This window comes from uncultured Aliivibrio sp. (genome assembly GCF_946479765.1).
In the GTDB taxonomy this organism is placed as follows: Bacteria; Pseudomonadota; Gammaproteobacteria; order Enterobacterales; family Vibrionaceae; genus Aliivibrio.
Map to the genome: position 1 here is coordinate 40684 of NZ_CAMLHO010000005.1, position 20236 is coordinate 60919.

Annotated in this window: 16 protein-coding genes; 10 read left to right on the forward strand and 6 right to left on the reverse strand. The window is 40.4% G+C overall.

Annotation, left to right across the window (positions count from 1 at the left end; translation table 11 throughout):
- Positions 1-2: 2 nt before the first annotated feature.
- Positions 3-3107, reverse strand: a complete 3105-nt coding sequence (locus tag Q1K78_RS03850; protein WP_300174633.1) for an efflux RND transporter permease subunit — start codon at positions 3105-3107, stop codon at positions 3-5.
- Positions 3104-4423: an HlyD family secretion protein gene (locus Q1K78_RS03855; RefSeq protein ID WP_300174635.1), complete on the reverse strand. Its 1320-nt coding sequence runs from the start codon at positions 4421-4423 to the stop codon at positions 3104-3106. The genes Q1K78_RS03850 and Q1K78_RS03855 overlap by 4 nt, the downstream gene beginning before the upstream one ends.
- A gap of 419 nt (positions 4424-4842) precedes the next feature.
- Between Q1K78_RS03855 and leuA the strand changes: the two genes are divergently transcribed.
- From leuA to Q1K78_RS03880, 5 genes are all read left to right on the forward strand, one after another.
- A complete protein-coding gene (leuA, locus tag Q1K78_RS03860; RefSeq protein WP_300174636.1) occupies positions 4843-6390 on the forward strand; it encodes a 2-isopropylmalate synthase in 1548 nt (515 codons plus the stop codon).
- 81 nt (positions 6391-6471) lie between these two features.
- The gene (leuB, locus tag Q1K78_RS03865) at positions 6472-7563 is read left to right on the forward strand and encodes a 3-isopropylmalate dehydrogenase (RefSeq protein WP_017021518.1); all 1092 of its coding nucleotides are present in this window, start codon (positions 6472-6474) and stop codon (positions 7561-7563) included.
- A 15-nt stretch (positions 7564-7578) separates the two neighbouring features.
- Positions 7579-8994 carry a 3-isopropylmalate dehydratase large subunit gene (leuC, locus tag Q1K78_RS03870; RefSeq protein ID WP_300174640.1) on the forward strand — a complete coding sequence of 472 codons (1416 nt, stop codon included), beginning with the start codon at positions 7579-7581 and terminating at the stop codon, positions 8992-8994.
- A gap of 12 nt (positions 8995-9006) precedes the next feature.
- Positions 9007-9609, forward strand: a complete 603-nt coding sequence (leuD, locus tag Q1K78_RS03875) for a 3-isopropylmalate dehydratase small subunit (protein WP_300174642.1) — start codon at positions 9007-9009, stop codon at positions 9607-9609.
- 108 nt (positions 9610-9717) lie between these two features.
- Positions 9718-10497 (forward strand): DUF547 domain-containing protein, encoded by a 780-nt coding sequence (locus tag Q1K78_RS03880; RefSeq protein WP_300174644.1) that lies wholly within the window; start codon positions 9718-9720, stop codon positions 10495-10497.
- 23 nt (positions 10498-10520) lie between these two features.
- Here the strand turns inward: Q1K78_RS03880 and djlA are convergent, their stop codons facing one another.
- Positions 10521-11348, reverse strand: a complete 828-nt coding sequence (djlA, locus tag Q1K78_RS03885; protein ID WP_300174646.1) for a co-chaperone DjlA — start codon at positions 11346-11348, stop codon at positions 10521-10523.
- Positions 11349-11555: 207 nt separating this feature from the next.
- On the opposite strand from djlA, the gene lptD reads away from it, so the two are divergent.
- From lptD to Q1K78_RS03910, 5 genes are all read left to right on the forward strand, one after another.
- Entirely contained in the window at positions 11556-13934 is a 2379-nt protein-coding gene (gene lptD, locus Q1K78_RS03890; RefSeq protein ID WP_300174648.1) for an LPS assembly protein LptD, read from the forward strand.
- 68 nt (positions 13935-14002) lie between these two features.
- On the forward strand, positions 14003-15316 hold the full coding sequence (gene surA / locus Q1K78_RS03895) for a peptidylprolyl isomerase SurA (protein WP_300174650.1): 1314 nt from the start codon (positions 14003-14005) through the stop codon (positions 15314-15316).
- The gene (pdxA, locus tag Q1K78_RS03900) at positions 15309-16298 is read left to right on the forward strand and encodes a 4-hydroxythreonine-4-phosphate dehydrogenase PdxA (protein WP_300174652.1); all 990 of its coding nucleotides are present in this window, start codon (positions 15309-15311) and stop codon (positions 16296-16298) included. Before surA ends, pdxA begins: the two co-directional genes overlap by 8 nt.
- Positions 16295-17131: a 16S rRNA (adenine(1518)-N(6)/adenine(1519)-N(6))-dimethyltransferase RsmA gene (gene rsmA / locus Q1K78_RS03905; protein WP_300174654.1), complete on the forward strand. Its 837-nt coding sequence runs from the start codon at positions 16295-16297 to the stop codon at positions 17129-17131. The genes pdxA and rsmA overlap by 4 nt, the downstream gene beginning before the upstream one ends.
- Positions 17132-17221: 90 nt before the next feature.
- Complete coding sequence (locus tag Q1K78_RS03910) at positions 17222-18043, forward strand: symmetrical bis(5'-nucleosyl)-tetraphosphatase (protein ID WP_300174656.1); 822 nt, start codon at positions 17222-17224, stop codon at positions 18041-18043.
- Positions 18044-18373: 330 nt separating this feature from the next.
- On the opposite strand, the gene folA is transcribed toward Q1K78_RS03910, so the two are convergent.
- The 3 genes from folA to Q1K78_RS03925 all read right to left on the reverse strand — a co-directional run bounded on the left by folA (position 18374) and on the right by Q1K78_RS03925 (position 20235).
- Entirely contained in the window at positions 18374-18895 is a 522-nt protein-coding gene (gene folA / locus Q1K78_RS03915) for a type 3 dihydrofolate reductase (RefSeq protein WP_300174658.1), read from the reverse strand.
- A gap of 65 nt (positions 18896-18960) precedes the next feature.
- The gene (locus Q1K78_RS03920) at positions 18961-19452 is read right to left on the reverse strand and encodes a threonine/serine exporter family protein (RefSeq protein ID WP_300174660.1); all 492 of its coding nucleotides are present in this window, start codon (positions 19450-19452) and stop codon (positions 18961-18963) included.
- A 15-nt stretch (positions 19453-19467) separates the two neighbouring features.
- Positions 19468-20235 carry a threonine/serine exporter ThrE family protein gene (locus Q1K78_RS03925; protein ID WP_300174662.1) on the reverse strand — a complete coding sequence of 256 codons (768 nt, stop codon included), beginning with the start codon at positions 20233-20235 and terminating at the stop codon, positions 19468-19470.
- Position 20236: the final 1 nt, after the last annotated feature.

Sequence of the window (20236 nt, forward strand, 5' to 3'; positions counted from 1 at the left end):
ATTCAATGTAACTCTTCATGCTTCTTCACTAATCCAAAATCAGCCAATATCGCGTAGGCCGCAGGGATCATGAATAGAACCAATAGCGTTGATGTAAAAATACCAAACACAATAGAAACCACGAGAGGCTGAATAACTTGCGCCTGCAAACTGGTTTCTAATAATAGAGGTAATAATCCCACAGCCGTTGTTACTGACGTTAAAAATACCGCTCTAAATCTTTCTTGACTGGCTTTTACCACCGCTTCATACACCGAATCACCATCATCCACATGGTGTCGAATGTATTGCACTAACAAAATAGAATCATTCACAACTATCCCCGCCAATGATACAAACCCCATAATGCTCGGCATGCTTAATGGGTGACCTAACAGCACGTGCCCCCACAACACTCCAATCAACGCGAGTGGAATTGCCAGCATGACGACAAAAGGTTCAAGATAACTTCTAAATTGAAAACTTAAAATAACAAACACACCAAATAAACCTAGCATAAAACCAGTGCCCATTGATTGTCCGGTTTCAGCGGTGTCTTTCGCTTCACCTTCAAAATCAAAACGTAAACTTGGGTATTTCTTTTGTAACTCAGGCGCAAGCTCTGATCTAAATTGAGCTAATATTTCAGAAGAGCTAACTTGTGATGCATGAACATCGCCAAATACGCTTAAGGTTCTTAATCCATTAACGCGTTGAATTCGAACATAGTTACGTTGAAAATCCAATGTAGCGATAGAAGCCAAGGGGATTTGACTGCCATCAGGCATGATAATAGGGAAGTTTTCTAACGTGTGTAAGTTTCCCGCTTGCTCTTTATTCAAACGCACTTCAATTTCAATATTTTCAACACCGAGTTGGATCTCATCTGCCGTTTGTCCAAAATACGCCGCTCGTAATTGATTTGCGATCAACTGACCAGTAACACCATAGGTTTCAGCGCCCGGTCTTAATTTCACCAGAACCTCTTCCTTGCCCATACGCATGTCATCAAGCACACCATACACGCCAGAAAACTCATTCAAATAGGCCTGAACTTCTAATGATGCTGATTTCAATGTATGTAAATCATCATCCATCATCCGAATTTCAATCGCCCGACCTCCCGGCCCCATCGTCGGTTGTTTATATACCATGGTTATTGGTTCAGCCAGATCGCCCACTTCTTCACGCCATGCATCAATAAAATCATCAATTAAGGTATTACGCTCTTCTGCGCCTAATAAATCTAATCGAATAGTCGCAAGGTGCGGGCCTGATTCACTCGCATCGGCATTGGTATTAAATTGCTGAGTAATGTGCTCAACCAATGGACGACCATCTTCATTTTTCTCGCTCCACTCTTCATTTAATTTTTCAGCCGCTGACACTATTTTATCGACGACTAATTCAGTTTGAGAAAGTGACGTGCCCGGGGGGAGGATAATTCGCGCTTCAGCAATATCACCATCCAACTCTGGGAAACCTACAAACTTCAGAGCACCGCCAGAAATGAGTGAAAAAGAAATCAGCAAACTCGCAATAACGGCACCTAAAAAGGCATAACGCCATTCAACCACTTTCGTGACGGCTTTCACTAGAGTGACATTTCTAAAATGCTCAAAACGATCTAATACGATTTTTTTGATGCCTGAAATTGGCTTGTCTTTTTTTGCCTTATGTAATGAGTGACTAAGGTGATTAGGAAGAATTAAAAACGCCTCAATTAGACTAAGAGACAGAACTAATATCAGTACTTGTGGGATAACTTTTAGAACCGCCCCCATCTCTCCTTGTAGAAACATCAAGCTACCAAAAATACATACTGTCGTTAAGAAAGAAGACAGTACGCCGGGAAAAACCTTCTTCACCCCGTTATATACGGCATCGTCTATCTCTTGCCCTCGGTCTAAATGGGAAGCGATGGATTCTGCAATTACAATGGCGTCATCCATCATGATCCCTATCGCCATCAACAGGGCGACGAGCGACATAATATTAATTGAGAGCCCTAAACTCGCCATTAAAAATAAACCGCCAAAAAAAGCCACCGGAAGACCAGCTGCAACCCAAAAGGAATATCGGAACGTAAAAAAGAGCCACATGGTGAGGAAAACAAGAATGATCCCTTGCCAGCCATTTTTTACCATCATGGTTAGTCGATCCCACAACAAGGAGGAAAGATCGTTGGTCATTTCTAATGCCACGCCATCAGGAGCAACAGATTGTTGATATTTAACAAACTCCGTCACTCGATCTTTAATACGTAAGGCGTCTTCTTCTTTATTTTTACTGATCTTAAGTAACGCTGACGGCTTACCATCAAACAATACTTTTTGTTCATCCAATTCAAAGCGATCGGTTATCGTGGCAATATCGCCTAAACGGATCAACGCCCCATTATCTGATGCACCCATGACTGTTTTTGCCAATTCTTGCGGGGTTGTTTTTCTTTCATCAAAGCGAATTAAAAAGTTTTTCTCTGGCGTTTCAATGCTGCCACTTGGTAGTTTTACATTCTGTTCAGCCAACTTATTTGCTATATCACTGACATTTAAACCAAGCTGACGAATCGCACCTTCATCTAACTCAACACGATATTGGTGATCCGAAAAACCACTCACTTCAACTAAGGAAACATCATAATCAAGCTTTAGACTTTGTTTGAGCTTTTCTGCATACGCTTTTAATTCTGGCCATGTTGTATCTGCTGTAATCGCCACATCCACCACAGGTTCATTCCAATCCAATTCTTGAACTATCGGTGACTCTATCTCTTTAGGAAAATCGTTAATTGAATCAATTTGAGTCTGAACATCAACCAACATTCGTCCAATGTCGGCTTTCGTATTCAATTTAATGACCAAACGAGCAGAACCTTCAATTGCCTCACATTTGGTTTCTTCAATATTGCCTAATCCATCAACAGCGTCTTCCAGTCGAACACAAATGCTTTCTTCCACTTCTTGTGGCGACGCACCAGGGTAAACGACACCAGCGAGAATATAAGGGGGGCTAAATTCAGGAAAGGTTTCTCGTTTTAATTGAGATAGTGACACCACACCAAGCAGCAAAATAGATAGCATTAATAAATTGGCTGCGGTTGGATGTCTTGCAAAAAACTTAATCATTCAGCCGACTCCCCTTCCTTTCTTTGCTCAACAGAACGCAATTGCATGCCGTTAATAGCAGGAAGGAGATCATTTAAGATCAACAAGTCACCCGACGTTATATCCCCGACAATAGCGACTTGATTGTCTCTTCTAAACACAATATTTACGGGTAAAATAGTTAACTGGCTGTCATTATTAAGTAGGTAGATTTTATCACCATGAAGGGCACTTTCAGGGATCACCCATTGTGGTGAAACCTCGCCTTCAATTTCTGCTTTTACAAACATACCATTCACTAATGGAGGTAATGTGCTGGGTGTTAATGAACGGTAGTCTTGTTGTATCTCTAAAATAATGCCAACGGTTGCTTGATTGGGATCGACTGTTTCACTGATCCGAGCAACCTGAGCTTGCCACTCTGCATTAAAACGCCCACTGCTTAATTGTACGTTTGCTTTTAGCGGCAATGAATCAAGGTTTGGCATACCGCCTTCACTCAATTGAAAAAAACGAAAACTGTGCACTAGCGTTTGCATATCATGAATCGATATCTGTGCTTCCATTTCCATTGTTTTAATGCCATGGGCGATGAACATGGTTTGCTGTAGATTAACCACTTGATCCGCTTCAATATCCACCTCAGAAATACGCACATCCGTTGGTAATATAATCGACGTTTTTTCTAAAGAGCGCTTCGCTTCTTCCAATTTAGCTTGGTTTACTTTCACCATCGCCGCAGCTACTTTTCTTTCATCTGGCAATAATAAGATTTGGTTTTGAATATCTTGCACGACTTTTTGTTGTGCTAAATAGGATTGGTTCTGTTGATCTAAATCCGATTGAGAAGTTAACCCTTTTTTCTGAAGATTAATTTTACGACTTAACTCTTTCTTACTAAGAGATGACCTATTTTTTTCTATTTTTAAGGTATTTCGAATATTTTTTTCTTCTAGATCTACTTTTGCTAACTGGGTTTGGCTAGAACTAAGATCTGCCTCTGCTTGAGCTAATTTCAACTCATAATCTAGTGGGTCTATTCTTAATACTTCAGTTCCTGCTAATAACACATTTCCTTTGTTTAGCTCAGGGTGACGATAGACCACTTTACCCGATACTTCTGCAATCGCCTTCCATTCAAATTTAGGTCTTATTTTGCCAAACCCTATCACTTGAGGTGCGATATTCTGTTGCTCTAAAGAGAGCGTTTTCACAATTTTCGAACGTTCTTCTAAGGGTTTAACTTCAGCTGATGGACGCAATTTAGTCACAACAATAAGCGTTATTACCCCTAGAGCAACAACAGGAAAAAAAAGGTATTTCTTATTTATTTTCATTAGTGTTATCTCTTTTATTTGCTAAACGCCATGCCAGATAAAGCTAGATATTTTTTAATTGTACTATTAAGAATTAAAAATACGCCTACTTTGTATAAAAACACACCCACGCAATCGTTTTATCTCTCTTTTTTAACATTTAACCAAAAAAACATTCATATAAGGTAAAAACGCTATTTAAAGGTTGACGATATGAGCCAAGTACGATATTAATTTGTTAATTATTTTTATGGATTGTATTTCAAATGAAAACAACATCTTCTTTATCTCTTCGCCTCCTCCTGATCGTGAACATCTCACGCGGGTAGGTTGTGGAACAAAAGAAGCCATAAACCAAATTTTAAAACCCGCTGAACATGGCGGGTTTTTTTATGGAAAACCGTCGTTAAAGCGCACGACATACACAAGGAAGCAAGCCCATGAGCGATCAAGTCATTATCTTCGACACCACCTTACGAGATGGCGAACAAGCACTATCAGCGAGTTTAACCGTAAAAGAAAAATTACAGATTGCGTATGCGCTTGAGCGTCTGGGTGTTGATGTTATTGAAGCCGGTTTCCCTGTTTCGTCTCCTGGTGATTTTGAGTCAGTTCAAACCATCGCAAAACACATTAAAAATAGCCGAATTTGTGGTCTAGCTCGTGCCGTTCCTAAAGATATTGATGCCGCAGCAGAAGCACTGAAAGTCGCAGAAGCCTTCCGAATTCATACTTTTATCTCTACTTCTACCGTTCACGTTCAAGACAAATTACGCCGTAGCTACGATGATGTGGTTGAGATGGGCGTAAAAGCGGTTAAACACGCACGTAATTATACCGATGACGTCGAGTTTTCTTGTGAAGATGCAGGTCGTACACCGATTGATAACTTATGTCGTATGGTAGAGGCCGCAATCAACGCTGGCGCAAACACCATTAATATCCCTGACACGGTTGGCTACACTATTCCAGGCGAGTTCGGTGGCATTATTCAGCAATTATTCAACCGTGTTCCAAACATTGATAAAGCAATTATCTCTGTGCATTGTCATGATGATTTGGGTATGTCAGTTGCCAATTCAATCGCAGCGGTTCAAGCAGGTGCTCGACAAGTTGAAGGCACGATTAATGGTATTGGTGAGCGTGCAGGTAACTGTTCTCTAGAAGAAATTGCAATGATTTTGCAAACTCGTTCAGAGTATCTAGGTGTTCATACTGGTCTTAAAAATGATGAAATCCATCGCACCAGTAAGCTAGTTAGTCAGCTTTGTAATATGCCAATTCAAAGTAATAAGGCTATCGTAGGCGCAAACGCCTTTAGCCACTCTTCAGGCATCCATCAAGACGGTATGCTTAAGAATAAAAACACTTATGAAATCATGACGCCAGAGTCAATTGGCTTAAAAAACAAAGCATTAAACCTAACCAGTCGTTCAGGCCGAGCCGCAGTTAAGAGCCACATGGATGCAATGGGTTATAAAGCCGAAGAATATAATCTAGATACCTTGTATGCCGATTTCGTGAAATTAGCAGATCGTAAAGGCCAAGTATTTGATTACGATTTAGAAGCTCTAATGCACTTTGCTAATTTACGTGATGAAGATGACTTTTATAAGTTGAACTACCTAAGTGTGCAGTCAGGTAGCGTAATGGCAACAACCAGCATCAAATTACTTTGCGGTGACGAAGAGAAATGCGAAGCCGCTGTCGGTAACGGTCCAGTAGATGCGCTTTATCAGTGTATTTATAAGCTAACCGGTTACGAAATCGTACTGGATAAGTTTGACTTGACCGCAAAAGGCGAAGGTGAAGATGGCTTAGGTCAAGCAGATATCATCGCTAATTACAAAGGCCGTAAATATCACGGTACTGGTTTAGCGACCGACATTATCGAAGCTTCTGGTCAAGCACTGCTTCACGTCATTAATAGTATTCACCGTGCAGATCAAATCGCGGAAATTAAGCAAAAGAAGATTGTAACGGTTTAGGGCAGCTTAAAAGAATTTTAAATCGGGGAAACCTAACCTTCTCTGATTAAGCAAATTAAATAAAAAGATTAAAGGATTAACATGACGAATAAAACATACAAGATTGCAATTTTACCGGGCGATGGAATTGGCCCTGAAGTAATGGACCAAGCACATAAGGTGCTGGATGCAATTGAGAAAAAACACGCAATTTCATTCTCTCGCGAACAACATGATGTCGGCGGTATTGCGATTGATAATCACGGTTGTCCACTGCCAGAAAGCACAGTAAAAGGCTGTGAAGAATCAGATGCCGTTCTATTCGGTTCGGTTGGTGGACCTAAATGGGAAAACCTTCCACCGAATGATCAGCCAGAGCGTGGCGCACTACTTCCTCTACGTAAACATTTCGAACTGTTTTGTAACCTACGTCCTGCTCAAATCCATAAAGGACTAGAAGGTTTCTCTCCACTGCGTGCTGATATTTCAGGTAACGGGTTTGATATCGTCGTGGTTCGTGAACTAACAGGCGGCATTTACTTTGGTCAACCGAAAGGTCGTGAAGGCGAAGGTCCTCAAGAGAAAGCGTACGATACTGAAATTTATCATCGTTATGAAATTGAACGTATTGCAAAGATTGCTTTTGAATCTGCGCTTCTACGTAACAAAAACGTGTACTCAATTGATAAAGCCAACGTTCTACAAAGCTCTATTTTATGGCGTGAAGTGGTTGAAGAAGTAGCGAAAGGCTACCCAGAAGTCAAACTGAGCCACATGTACATTGATAACGCGACCATGCAGTTAATCAAAGATCCCTCTCAGTTTGATGTCATGCTGTGTTCAAATATCTTTGGGGACATCATTTCTGATGAATGTGCCATGATCACAGGCTCTATGGGCATGCTTCCTTCAGCAAGCCTAAATAAAGATAACTTTGGTTTGTATGAACCAGCAGGTGGTTCAGCGCCAGATATCGCGGGCAAAAACATTGCAAACCCAGTGGCTCAGATTTTATCGGCTGCACTGATGTTACGCTATAGCCTTGGTGAAGAAGAAGCAGCTCAAAGTATTGAAGCTGCCGTATCTAAAGCGCTATCAGCAGGTGAACTAACCGCAGATCTTGCCGGAGATAAACCCGCATTAACGACCTCAGCAATGGGCGATAAAATCGCTGAATATATTTTGAATTCGTAATTCAAGGAAGAAACAATGTCTAACGCAAAAACATTATACGAAAAAGTTTATGACGCCCATGTTGCAGTTGCAGCAAAAGGTGAAACCCCGATTCTATACATCGATCGTCACTTGGTGCACGAAGTGACTTCGCCACAAGCGTTTGATGGGTTACGTGAAAAAGGTCGTAAAGTTCGCCAAGTAGGTAAAACTTTCGCAACAATGGATCATAACGTATCGACACAAACTAAAGACATTAATGCCTCTGGTGAAATGGCTCGTATCCAAATGGAAACACTGTCTAAAAACTGTGAAGAATTTGGCGTAACTCTTTATGACCTAAACCATAAATACCAAGGTATTGTGCATGTCATGGGACCAGAGCTAGGTATTACACTTCCAGGTATGACGATTGTGTGTGGAGATTCACACACCGCAACACACGGCGCATTTGGTTCTCTTGCATTTGGTATTGGTACCTCTGAAGTTGAGCATGTGTTAGCGACACAAACGCTAAAACAAGCGCGTGCTAAAACCATGAAAATCGAAGTCAAAGGCAAAGTGGCTGAAGGCATTACTGCAAAAGATATCGTTCTGGCTATTATTGGTAAAACAACAGCCGCTGGCGGCACTGGTTATGTGGTTGAATTCTGTGGTGAGGCAATTACAGACCTTACAATGGAAGGTCGAATGACGGTATGTAACATGGCGATAGAGCTAGGTGCCAAAGCCGGCCTAATCGCACCAGATGCCACCACGTTTGACTACATTACTGGTCGTAAATTTTCACCTAAAGGTGACGATTTAACGGCAGCTATCGAGTATTGGTCGTCACTAAAAACGGATGATGATGCAAAGTTTGATGCCGTTGTTAGCCTTGATGCCTCTGAAATTAAACCACAAGTGACGTGGGGAACAAACCCTGGCCAAGTTATTGCCATTGATCAACCCATTCCTGCACCAGAGAGTTTTTCTGACCCAGTAGAAAAAGTATCCGCAGAAAAAGCCTTGGCTTATATGGGTCTTGAAGCCGGTAAATCATTAACAGATTACAACGTAGATAAAGTCTTTGTTGGTTCTTGTACTAATTCACGTATTGAAGACATGCGCGCAGCTGCTGCTATTGCTAAAGGCAACAAAGTCGCCGCTCACGTTCAAGCGTTAATTGTTCCAGGCTCTGAGCAAGTAAAAGCACAAGCTGAAAAAGAAGGTCTAGATACAATCTTTAAAGAAGCAGGTTTTGAATGGCGCTTACCGGGTTGTTCTATGTGTCTTGCAATGAACAACGACCGTTTAGGTCCACAAGAGCGTTGTGCATCAACATCTAACCGTAACTTTGAAGGTCGCCAAGGCCGTGATGGTCGTACTCACCTAGTAAGCCCAGCAATGGCGGCGGCTGCCGCAATCGCAGGTCACTTTGTTGATATCCGAACTATCACTGAAAAAGCATAAAAGGAATTTACTATGTCAGGTTTTAAGCAACATACAGGTCTAGTCGTTCCTTTAGATACGGCGAACATTGATACCGATGCGATCATTCCAAAACAGTTTTTACAGAAAGTAAATCGCACCGGTTTTGGTAAGCACCTTTTCCATGACTGGCGATTTCTTGATGATGCTGGTCAACAACCAAACCCAGAATTTATAATGAACGCTCCACGCTACCAAGGCGCGAGTATTCTGCTGGCTCGTGAAAACTTTGGTTGTGGTTCATCTCGTGAACACGCCCCTTGGGCTTTAGCCGATTACGGCATCCAAGTGATGATAGCACCAAGCTTTGCTGATATTTTTTACGGCAATTCAATCAATAACCAAATGATCCCTGTTCGTTTAACTGATATTGAAGTGGATGAAATATTCCAATTCGTTGAAGCGAATGAAGGCGCTGAAGTTGCGGTTGATTTGGAAGCTATGTTAGTTAGCGCTAACGGTAAGCAGTATTCTTTTGAGATTGATGAATTTCGTCGCCACTGTTTATTGAATGGTTTAGACAATATAGGCTTGACGCTACAGCACGCTGATAAAATTTCAGAATATGAAGCGAAGATTCCGAATTTCTTGAAATAGGATTCAGGAAATAATAGAGGTTGATATGAACGTATCAACCTCTTTTTTGTCTATAGAATACAGACAATCTATACTAAATAATCATTAGTAAAAAATCAGAGGCCCTTTATGAAATACATTTTTTCCTCGTTACTTTTGCTTTTCTCATTCCATTCTTTTGCCGCACCAAAATCTGAACTGTGGCATGATTGGGATATAAGTAATGAAAAAAACACCACCACAATTTCACACCAATATTGGCAGCAAACATTAGATAAATACCTCACCACACAAGGAGAATATACTCTTTTTGATTACGCGAGTATTACTGAAGCCGATGAACTAATCTTAAATAGTTATCTACGCCAAATGAGACGAATTGATCCTAGAGAGTACAAAAAATCTGAACAATACGCTTATTGGGTAAATCTTTATAATGCAATTACCGTAAAAATTATTTTAGATAACTATCCAATCAAATCGATCACAAAATTAGGAGGGTTGTTTACCTTTGGTCCTTGGGATGAAGAAGTGATTGTAGTTGCAGGTAAAGCATTGACACTCAACGATATTGAACACAGAATTCTTCGTCCAATATGGAATGACCCAAGAACTCACTACGCTGTAAACTGTGCGAGTCTCAGTTGCCCTAATCTACAACCAAAAGCATTCACCGCTAGAAACAGTGAGCAGTTATTAGATAAAGCCGCAAAAGAATTTATTAATAGTAAAAAAGGAGTATTAGTGACGAATAACAATACTCAACTTTCTTCTATCTATGATTGGTTTGCCATCGATTTTGGTAATCAACAGCAGCTTTTTGAACACCTAAAAAAATATCGCCCAGAATTAACATCATTCACAGGCGATATCAGTTATGACTACGATTGGGATCTGAATAAACAATAATATTGTTCATTCAAATAAAGGGATTATTTCATCCCTTTTGCTTTCTTAATTAAATCGTACGCACCTTGGATTTCTTGTGCTTTTTCTTTTGCCATGTTCATCATTTCAGGTGGTAAGCCTTTCGCTACTAACTTATCAGGGTGATGTTCATTCATTAGCTTACGATGCGCGCGCTTAATGGCTTTAGCATCGGCATCCTCACTAACACCTAATAAATTATATGCATCTTTCAATTGATCTGCTGAACTGGCTTTTTGCCACTGTCCATGACTTTGATGTGAACCACCTTGTTGAAAACGGAATGCTGCTTCTTGCATTTTTAAGCGTTTTTCAAGCTGATCAGCACTAAAGCCAAGCTCTTCAGCAACAATATGTAAAATGTCTCGCTCACTTGGGTGAATGTCACCATCCGCAATCGCCGATGCTATTTGTAATTCTAAAAAGAATTGCAATAAATCATAACGACCACCGGTAATCGAGCGGATCTTTTGCAGTGTTTCACGTAATGGAAAATTGTTTTCTTTCCCCTCTCTAAATGCTTCTTGAGCTTCTCTTTTTTGCTCAGCACTTAGATTCATACGATCCATCATCATCGCTGCAAGTTGAATTTCTTGAGCGGTAACTTGTCCCTTTGCTTTAGCTATATGACCCATAACGGCAAACGCCGCGTGGAAAAACTCAGCTTGTTTTTCAGTTTGAGAAGCCCCACCCGTTTGAAAGGTAAAACCTCGACTCGCCATGCGTTTCGCTTTATCAAATTGGTGACCAATAAAGATCCCTAATGCCGCGCCAAAAAAGCCGCCAAATAGGAAACCAAAAAAACCACCTAATATTTTGCCAAATATTTGCATTTTATATTCCGATTAATGAATTATTCTATTTTTACTCTGTCACACAATGAGCAAACGCACCCTGTTACTTTACAGCCATTAATCGATGATAGCGACATCTTATGGGTGGTTTGGGCATGGCTTTTGCTTTATTATGAACAAGTGACTCTGTCTAGTCTCTTTGAGTATATCAGCGGATTAATATAACGAACAGGAACGTCTAACTCGATGCCTTTTACCTCTCGCAGCCTACTTGTTTCATTTGCTGGATGCCTTCTTTACGGTACTCCCGTCATCGCTGATGATGGAAGTAAATCTGTATCTCCAGAAAATAGTATTATCTTCCCCCTAAAAACTGACGCGGTTAACTCCTGCCAAGTGCCGACAGAAATGTCAAAAGAGGAAGACGAACAACAACCTGTTTTAATTCAAGCTGACAGTGTTGAAGCCAGTAATAACTCAAAAGCAACCTATAAAGGTAATGTACATATTATTAAAGGCCGCCAAGAAATCAAAGCGGATAGTATTACTATACATCAGCAAGAAAATATTGCGATCGCTGAAGGTAACGTTGATTACTCAAGCATGGATATGAGGTCAACATCAGATAAAGTCACAACAGACTTAAGCACAGAAAACACAATCATGATTAATACGGCATACAAGATGTCTTGCCAACCTATTCGTGGGCAAGCTAGCCGTGTTCTCAAAACAGGCCAAGAAATTTACCAATTAGAAGATGCCTCATTCACAACTTGCCCAGCGGATGATAATAGCTGGCGCTTTAAAGCCAGTGATATCGAGCTTGATCAATCAGATGAATGGGCAACATTCTATAATGCACGCTTTGAAGTCCTTGATGTGCCAATTTTTTACTTACCTTACATTACCGTTCCTGTTGGCGATAAACGTAAAACAGGGGTGCTTATCCCGAGCGCGAGCTTAGACAGTAAAAATGGTTTTGAGCTATCAGTTCCTATTTATTGGAATATTGCACCAAATTATGATGCAACTACCACCATTAACTATATGGAAAAGCGAGGCACCCAGTTCGAAGGTGAATTCCGCTACCTAACAGAGCTAGGTACTGGTACTTTTGATCTCGAATATTTAGGTGATGATGCTAAATTTAAAGATAAAGGGGCTCGTTGGGGAGCAAGTTGGAATCATTCAGGAATATTCAGAAAACACTGGAAATTTGAGGTTGAGTACTCTCAAGTAAGTGATATCACCTACTTCCAAGATCTAAATTCAAGCATTGGTAGTCGAGATGAAGGTCAATTAAGTCAATCGGGCGAAGTATCCTATCGAGATCAAGATTGGGACTTAACTATGCGCGTACGAGATTTCCAAGTTCTAGTTGAAAATCAAACACCATATCGACTAATTCCACAAATTGAGTTTAATTATTACGCACCTCAGTTTTATAAAGAATTTGACTTTAACTTTCACAGTCACATTAGTAAATTTGCAACCGATGATCTGAAAAAGCCATCTGCTACTCGTGTTCATCTTGAGCCAAAAGTAAGCTTACCATTAAGTTCAACTTGGTGGTCATTAACTCCAGAAGCTAGCTTACTTTATACTTATTACTCACAAGATTTTGATAATCAACCAAAAGGTATTGATTCGAAGGGAAGAGAATATACTTTAGATTTAGAACACGAAACAAGTAGAACCATTCCTGAAGTGAGAATAAATGGTGCCATTTATTTAGACAGTACGCATAAATTCTTAGGTGAGTACTTACAAACATTAGAGCCAAAAATTCAATATTTATATGTTCCTGAAGTTGACCAAAGTGCTATTTATGGTGGTACTGGTGATGGTGGTTATGATAGTAGTAAATTGCAACTAGACTACTACGGACTATTTAGAGATCGTCAATACAGTGGTGTGGATTATATCGCAGCAGCAAACCAATTTAGTATTGGTGCCACATCACGCTTTTATGATGATTCTTATAAGGAACGAATGAATCTTTCTTTTGGTCAGATCCTATATATGAATGGCTCTGGTACATCAAACGAGAATGATGACAAAAACTCATCTGCTTGGGCTGTAGAAAGTGACTTCAACTACGATGATTATCTTTTCTATCATGGTGGCATTCAATTTGATTCTAATGCAAGTGAATTACAGGTTGCCAACAGTACGTTAGAATATCGCCATAGTCAGGGCTATATCCAAGTGAATTATCGCTATGTAAGTAAAAACTATATTGATGATAATGTTGCATATTCTGATTCAAATAATACAACAACACGCTATGGTATTTATCAAGCAGGTATATTAACGCAATATAATGTAGGAAATAGTTGGCGTTTAAATGCTCAATATTTCTATGATACTAAAGAAGAGTTCATGCTTGAAACACTTGCAGGCGTGACTTATCTTAGCGACTGTTGGTCTTTTGGTTTAACTTACAGTAACCAATTAATTGCTTGGGATTCAAATAGTGGCACACTATCGACTTACAAACCAGAATACGAAAGTAATGTAATGCTTTCTATCGCTATTCGTGGTCTAGGAACCAACACTGGTATCACCTCAGGCTCTGCAACCAATGCATTAGGCTATGGTCGCCCATTCTATTTAAATAACTAATTTATACGGACATACATGAAGCACCTATTTTACAAGGTGCTTCAATCTCCTCACTCTTGGATGACACTATGAATAATTGGAAACTCCCACTTGTTAGCACCTTATTATTAATGCTAACCATCAATGTACAAGCAGCACCGGTTGAGCTTGACCGTGTAGTGGCGATTGTTGACGAAGGCGTCGTCCTTCAAAGTGACATTGATACTTCATTGAAAACAGTAAGAATTAATGCTCAAGAAAAAAATCAACCTCTACCTGAAGAATCAGTGCTTCGTGAGCAAGTTCTAGAAAAATTGATTGTTGATACGATTCAAAGCCAGCAAGCAGAAAAAATGGGTATCCGTATTGATGACACCCGTTTAGAAGAAGCGTTAAAAGATATCGCAAAAGAAAACAACATGACTCTTGCTCAACTACAGCAGAAAACAGCGGCGCAAGGGTTATCTTACGCTAGTTTCCGTGAGCAAATTCGTAAAGAAATCGCGGCAAGTGAAGCAAGAAATGCGCAAGTACGTCGTCGTATTAATATCCTTCCTCAAGAAGTAGAAAGTCTAGCATTACTACTTTCAGAAGAGACACAAGCAACCGTACAATACAAAATCAGTCACATCCAATTGCGAGCAGAAGATGGTGCAACCCAAGCTGATAAAGAAGCATTAGAACAACAAGCCAAAGACTTAACCGAGCGCTTAAAGCAAGGTGCTGATTTTGCTACGATGGCGTATACCTATTCAAAAGGCCCTAAAGCGCTACAAGGTGGCGACTGGGGTTGGATGCGTAAAGAAGAAATGCCAACTATCTTTGCCGATCAGATCACAGGCGAAGGTAAAAATAGTATTATCGGCCCATTCCGCTCAGGCGTTGGTTTCCACATCCTTAAAATCGATGATGTGAAAGGCCTAGAAACAATTGCGGTAACCGAAGTAAACGCTCGACACATTCTGATTAAAACATCGGTAATCATGAGTGATGAAGGAGCTAAACGTCAGCTAAATAATATTATTACGGACATTAAAGCCGGTAATGATACCTTTGCTGAAATGGCAAAACGCTATAGCCAAGATTCAGGTTCAGCAGCAAACGATGGTGAGCTAGGTTTCCAAACCCCAGATTTATACGTACCAGAATTTAAACATCAAGTAGAAACCCTACCAACAGGGAAAATTAGTGCGCCATTCAAAACGGTTCATGGTTGGCATATTGTTGAAGTATTAGAGCGTCGACAAGTAGACAGAACTGATGCAGCAATGAAAAACAAAGCTTATCGTATTCTAATGAATCGAAAATTTAACGAAGAAGCTGGCGCTTGGTTACAAGAAATTCGCGCAAGTGCTTATGTTGAAATTCTACAAGACAATGATGGTGAAGAAAATAATGAATAAGATTAAACGCATAGCAATCACTCCAGGTGAACCTGCTGGTATTGGTCCCGATCTTGTTCTCACCATTGCACAACAAGATTGGCCTCATCAGTTAGTCATTTGTGCGAATAAAGAAGTATTAGAACAAAGAGCCAAGCTACTAGGTCTTGGTATTTCAATTAAAAGCTATGATGCTCAATTACCAGCGACTGCACATAAAGCAGGAACATTAATCGTTGACGATATTGCACTAAATACAGAGGTAATAGCTGGAGAACTTAATGAAGCTAATGGCCATTATGTTCTAGAAACATTACGTCGTGCTGCACAAGGTAATATGGATGGTGAGTTTGATGCGGTTGTTACAGGACCTGTACACAAAGGCGTAATCAACCGAGCTGGTGTTGCTTTTAGTGGTCACACTGAGTTCTTTGCTGAGCAATCAAATACCCAACAAGTCGTTATGATGTTAGCAACAGAAGGCTTACGTGTAGCGTTAGTAACCACTCATATACCTCTTGCTTATGTTGCTAAGGCGATTACCGCCGATCGTCTTAAGCAAGTGACACGAATTCTACACCAAGATTTAATCACAAAATTTGGTATTGAAAAACCGTCTATTTTTGTGTGTGGATTAAACCCACATGCAGGTGAAGATGGCTGTCTTGGTCGCGAAGAAATTGATATCATAGCGCCAGCATTAAATGAATTACGTGAAGAAGAAGGCATGAACTTAATCGGCCCATTGCCTGCTGACACGTTATTTCAAGATAAATACTTACAAGAAGCGGACGCGGTACTCGCTATGTATCACGATCAAGGACTTCCTGTGCTAAAATTCAAAGGCTTTGGAAAATCGGTAAACATCACTTTAGGTTTACCTTTTATCCGAACCTCCGTAGACCATGGTACTGCATTGGAATTAGCAGGTACTGGAAAAGCAGATGCAGGAAGCTTTATTACCGCACTTACCCATGCAATTGAACTGGTAGAAAATAAATGAGTACAAGAAATGATGTCCATTTAGGCCATAAAGCGAAAAAACGCTTTGGTCAGAACTTCTTAAATGACCCTTATGTGATCGATGGAATCGTATCTGCAATTAACCCTCTACCAGGCCAAAACCTTGTAGAAATTGGTCCTGGTCTTGGTGCTATCACTGAGCCTGTAGGCCGTGAAATTGATAAGTTTACTGTTATTGAACTTGACCGTGACTTAGCAGCACGTTTACGTACACACCCAGAACTAGGCAGTAAATTAACGATTCATGAAGGCGATGCAATGCGCTTCGACTTCACGCAACTTATCCAAGAAGGTAATAAATTACGTATCTTTGGTAACTTGCCATACAACATCTCAACACCATTGATGTTCCACCTTTTTGAGTTTCATAAAGACATTCAAGATATGCACTTTATGCTACAAAAAGAAGTGGTTAACCGTTTAGCTGCGGGTCCAGGAACTAAAGCTTATGGTCGTCTAACGGTTATGGCTCAATACTACTGTAAGGTTATGCCTGTACTTGAAGTGCCGCCAACAGCATTTGTTCCGCCACCTAAGGTTGACTCAGCGGTTGTTCGTCTTGTTCCTTATGAAGTACTGCCATTCCCAGCGAATAACTTAAAATGGCTAGATCGCGTATGTCGTGAAGGTTTTAACCAACGCCGTAAAACCGTTCGTAACTGTTTCAAAGCGCTATTAACGAAAGAACAATTGGAAGCATTAGGTGTTAATCCATCTCATCGCCCTGAGAACTTAACGTTAGAGCAATTTGTTATCATGGCAAACTGGTTGAATGACAACTATCAAGCAGAAGAACAAGAACCTGCTAAATAGTAATGCAGATTAACAAACAGTAAATAAAAGGTGACTTCATTGTCACCTTTTTTCTATCTATTTTTACCCAACTGATGAGAGGAAAGGCGCATGGCAACGTACTTTGTGGGCGACATTCAAGGATGCCTAGACGAGCTCCTTCTGTTATTAGATCAAGTCTGCTTCGATAAAGAAAATGATCAACTTTGGCTAACCGGTGATCTTGTTGCTCGCGGACCTAAATCATTAGAAACGCTTCGCTTTGTAAAATCATTGGGGAAAGCGGCGGTCACTATTCTTGGCAATCATGACCTTCATTTACTTGCTGTCTCTCAGGGTATTTCACGCGTAAAAGAAAAAGATAAAACCGCCCCTATTTTTACCGCGTCTGATAGTGAAGAATTACTCACTTGGCTACGCCATCAACCATTATTAGCGACCCACGCTCAGCATAATATTGTCATGACTCATGCTGGGATCTCTCCACAGTGGAATATAGAAACTGCCACTGAATGCGCTCGTGAAGTTGAAGCTATTTTGGTTTCTGACAGATGGGTATGGTTATTAGAAAATATGTACGAGAACCAGCCTGATTTATGGCGAGAAGAGCTTACTGATATCGAGCGTTATCGCTACATCATTAATGCATTTACACGCATGCGCTTTTGTTTTCACGACGCCAGTTTAGATATGGACTGTAAACAACCGCCACAGGACTTATCTTCAGAAGATAAAGAAAAACTAACCCCATGGTTTGATCTTAAATCTCGACGCCCTCTTTCTCACACCGTCATCTTTGGTCATTGGGCGGCATTGATGGGTTATGAAAACAATGGCGTAATAGCATTAGATACAGGCTGTGTTTGGGGGGAATATATGACGATGTATCGTGTTGATGATGGGAAGTATTTTACGCAGAAGGCGATAAGCTAGAAACTATACGCTTCGCTAACTAGAGACTATAAAAGCAAAGAATAAACGACTTATCTAACTCATCATTAGCAACCCCTCCTAGCCTCCCCTTATATTAATAATTGTTGCCAATGAATATAATTAACTAAGGGGAGGAACCGTTATTCATGTGCTGAAACTACAGCGACAAAGATGGTTCTCCCCCTTTTTTGATCAGTTATTGAGATCAATAAAGTAAACATAAGGGGGAGTTAGTGGGGGTTGCTAATAAATATATGAAGTACTTCGAAGAACATCGCTTTTCCTGAAACCTTAAGCGAAGCGCCCTTTAGAACGAAGTTCGTCCTGCTCTTACCTTTCTAACACCACAAATTCCATATCATACTTATTCTTTTCATCTTTCAAATACATCTCAGAATACGTCTGATTCCACCCCTCTCCCCAATCAGGGAATTGAGTGTCACCATCAATGTCAGCATCGATGAAAGTTAGGTAAAGTTTATCCACCGCGGGTAAACACGCTTCATAAATAGAGCCACCACCGATAATCATTAGCTCTTCAATATCACCCGCGACTTGCTTTGCTTCATCAATGGAAGTCACACAAGTCACGCCTTCAATGTTCAAATTCGCATCACGACTTAAAACGATATTTAATCGACCCGGTAATGGGCGACCAATGGATTCGTAGGTTTTACGTCCCATCACAATAGGCTTACCCATAGTCGATTTTTTAAACCATGCGAAATCAGCAGGTAGGTGCCATGGCATTTGGTTATTTTTGCCAATAATTCGAGATTGAGAATTTGACAGATTACACGATTTATCTATTTTTCCATTATGTGCCATGGCCGCAATCATACTAATCTTCATTTATTCTAAATCTCATTTTATTAAGCAAAAAAACTGGTCCGTAGAATAACAAATTAATACTCTTATCACACTATTGATTTTCTTCGATAGAAAAGCAAACCAGGCATAGCTAACCCAATGGCTAATGCCGCAATCGTAAATAAGGTTTTCACTAAATTATCGATCATTAACGCCCATAATTCAGGAGAATAACCTAGGTGATTTATCTCAACGACTGCAATCATCGCCTTAAAAGCAAAAACACCGGGGATCATTGGAATTAATGCAGCGACCGTAAATACTTTGGGATGAGCAAGAAAACGATGTGACCAATGCACACCAATCATACCCACTGTTGTAGCTGCACATAATGTCGCCCACTCTAATGGCGCACCATAATGCATTAATAAGAATCGAGTCCCATGACCAATCGCACCACCAATCGCACAGTATTTTAATGCCTTCGCTGGAACATTAAAAACCAGAGCAAAACCAACGGCAGGGATCATCGCGAAAAACATATCATTAATAAGTTCGAGAAATAAATCAAAAACAGAATTCATTGTTACGCTATCCATTTGTAAAAGCATCCATTAGTTAATCCATCCCCACACACCGACTAGATTCATTGCCCCAACAATACCAATACTGGTTGATAGAGTAAGTAAGGTCGCAAATGTCCAGCGTGCAATCCCCATATTGACATAACCTTTCACCATATCAGCGACCGCATTAATTAATGGAAAACCAGGAACTAGCATCAAAACAGAAGAAGCCATTGCAAGAAAGGGGGTGTTACCAATATGATAAATGACAGCTTGAGAAGAGATAAGTGTGGTAACAAAGGCAGTAATGCCAAAGTTAAGTAGAGGGTTAAAATGTCGATGCCCGATTTCTTGTCGAACAATCATTCCTAAGGAGGACGCAAGAAACGTCATCATAAATACCGGCCAGTCACCACCAGCTAAACGGCTAAAACTAGCACAAGACAATCCAATCATAACAACCACAAGCCAACGGTTATATCTTTCTTGACTGATCCCATCTAGTTTAATAGCAGCTTCATGGCAATCTAACAAACCTTTTTCAGACATAATACAGATCCGCTGGATCTCTGTAACTGCTCGCATATTAATCCCGCGATCAGGTGCTCTTCGAGCGGTCGTCATACAGTGTTCATCAATCATTGTGGTAATAACTAAAGAGCTTGCAGATAATGATATTTCAACATCATCAGCACCAACAGCAATACCTAATCGTCGGCTAACATCTGAAACCAAACTACTTTCAGCTCCATGTTGAAGTAGCATCTGCCCAGCTTTCGCTACTAAGCGTGATATTTCCCTTTGCTTTTCGTCCATT

Bases quoted from the DNA above. Each gene is read 5' to 3' on its own strand.
- Q1K78_RS03850 (WP_300174633.1), bottom strand. From the start codon at position 3,107: ATGATTAAGTTTTTTGCAAGACATCCAACCGCAGCCAATTTATTAATG.
- Q1K78_RS03855 (WP_300174635.1), bottom strand. From the start codon at position 4,423: ATGAAAATAAATAAGAAATACCTTTTTTTTCCTGTTGTTGCTCTAGGG.
- leuA (WP_300174636.1), top strand. From the start codon at position 4,843: ATGAGCGATCAAGTCATTATCTTCGACACCACCTTACGAGATGGCGAA.
- leuB (WP_017021518.1), top strand. From the start codon at position 6,472: ATGACGAATAAAACATACAAGATTGCAATTTTACCGGGCGATGGAATT.
- leuC (WP_300174640.1), top strand. From the start codon at position 7,579: ATGTCTAACGCAAAAACATTATACGAAAAAGTTTATGACGCCCATGTT.
- leuD (WP_300174642.1), top strand. From the start codon at position 9,007: ATGTCAGGTTTTAAGCAACATACAGGTCTAGTCGTTCCTTTAGATACG.
- Q1K78_RS03880 (WP_300174644.1), top strand. From the start codon at position 9,718: ATGAAATACATTTTTTCCTCGTTACTTTTGCTTTTCTCATTCCATTCT.
- djlA (WP_300174646.1), bottom strand. From the start codon at position 11,348: ATGCAAATATTTGGCAAAATATTAGGTGGTTTTTTTGGTTTCCTATTT.
- lptD (WP_300174648.1), top strand. From the start codon at position 11,556: ATGCCTTTTACCTCTCGCAGCCTACTTGTTTCATTTGCTGGATGCCTT.
- surA (WP_300174650.1), top strand. From the start codon at position 14,003: ATGAATAATTGGAAACTCCCACTTGTTAGCACCTTATTATTAATGCTA.
- pdxA (WP_300174652.1), top strand. From the start codon at position 15,309: ATGAATAAGATTAAACGCATAGCAATCACTCCAGGTGAACCTGCTGGT.
- rsmA (WP_300174654.1), top strand. From the start codon at position 16,295: ATGAGTACAAGAAATGATGTCCATTTAGGCCATAAAGCGAAAAAACGC.
- Q1K78_RS03910 (WP_300174656.1), top strand. From the start codon at position 17,222: ATGGCAACGTACTTTGTGGGCGACATTCAAGGATGCCTAGACGAGCTC.
- folA (WP_300174658.1), bottom strand. From the start codon at position 18,895: ATGAAGATTAGTATGATTGCGGCCATGGCACATAATGGAAAAATAGAT.
- Q1K78_RS03920 (WP_300174660.1), bottom strand. From the start codon at position 19,452: ATGGATAGCGTAACAATGAATTCTGTTTTTGATTTATTTCTCGAACTT.
- Q1K78_RS03925 (WP_300174662.1), bottom strand. From the start codon at position 20,235: ATGGACGAAAAGCAAAGGGAAATATCACGCTTAGTAGCGAAAGCTGGG.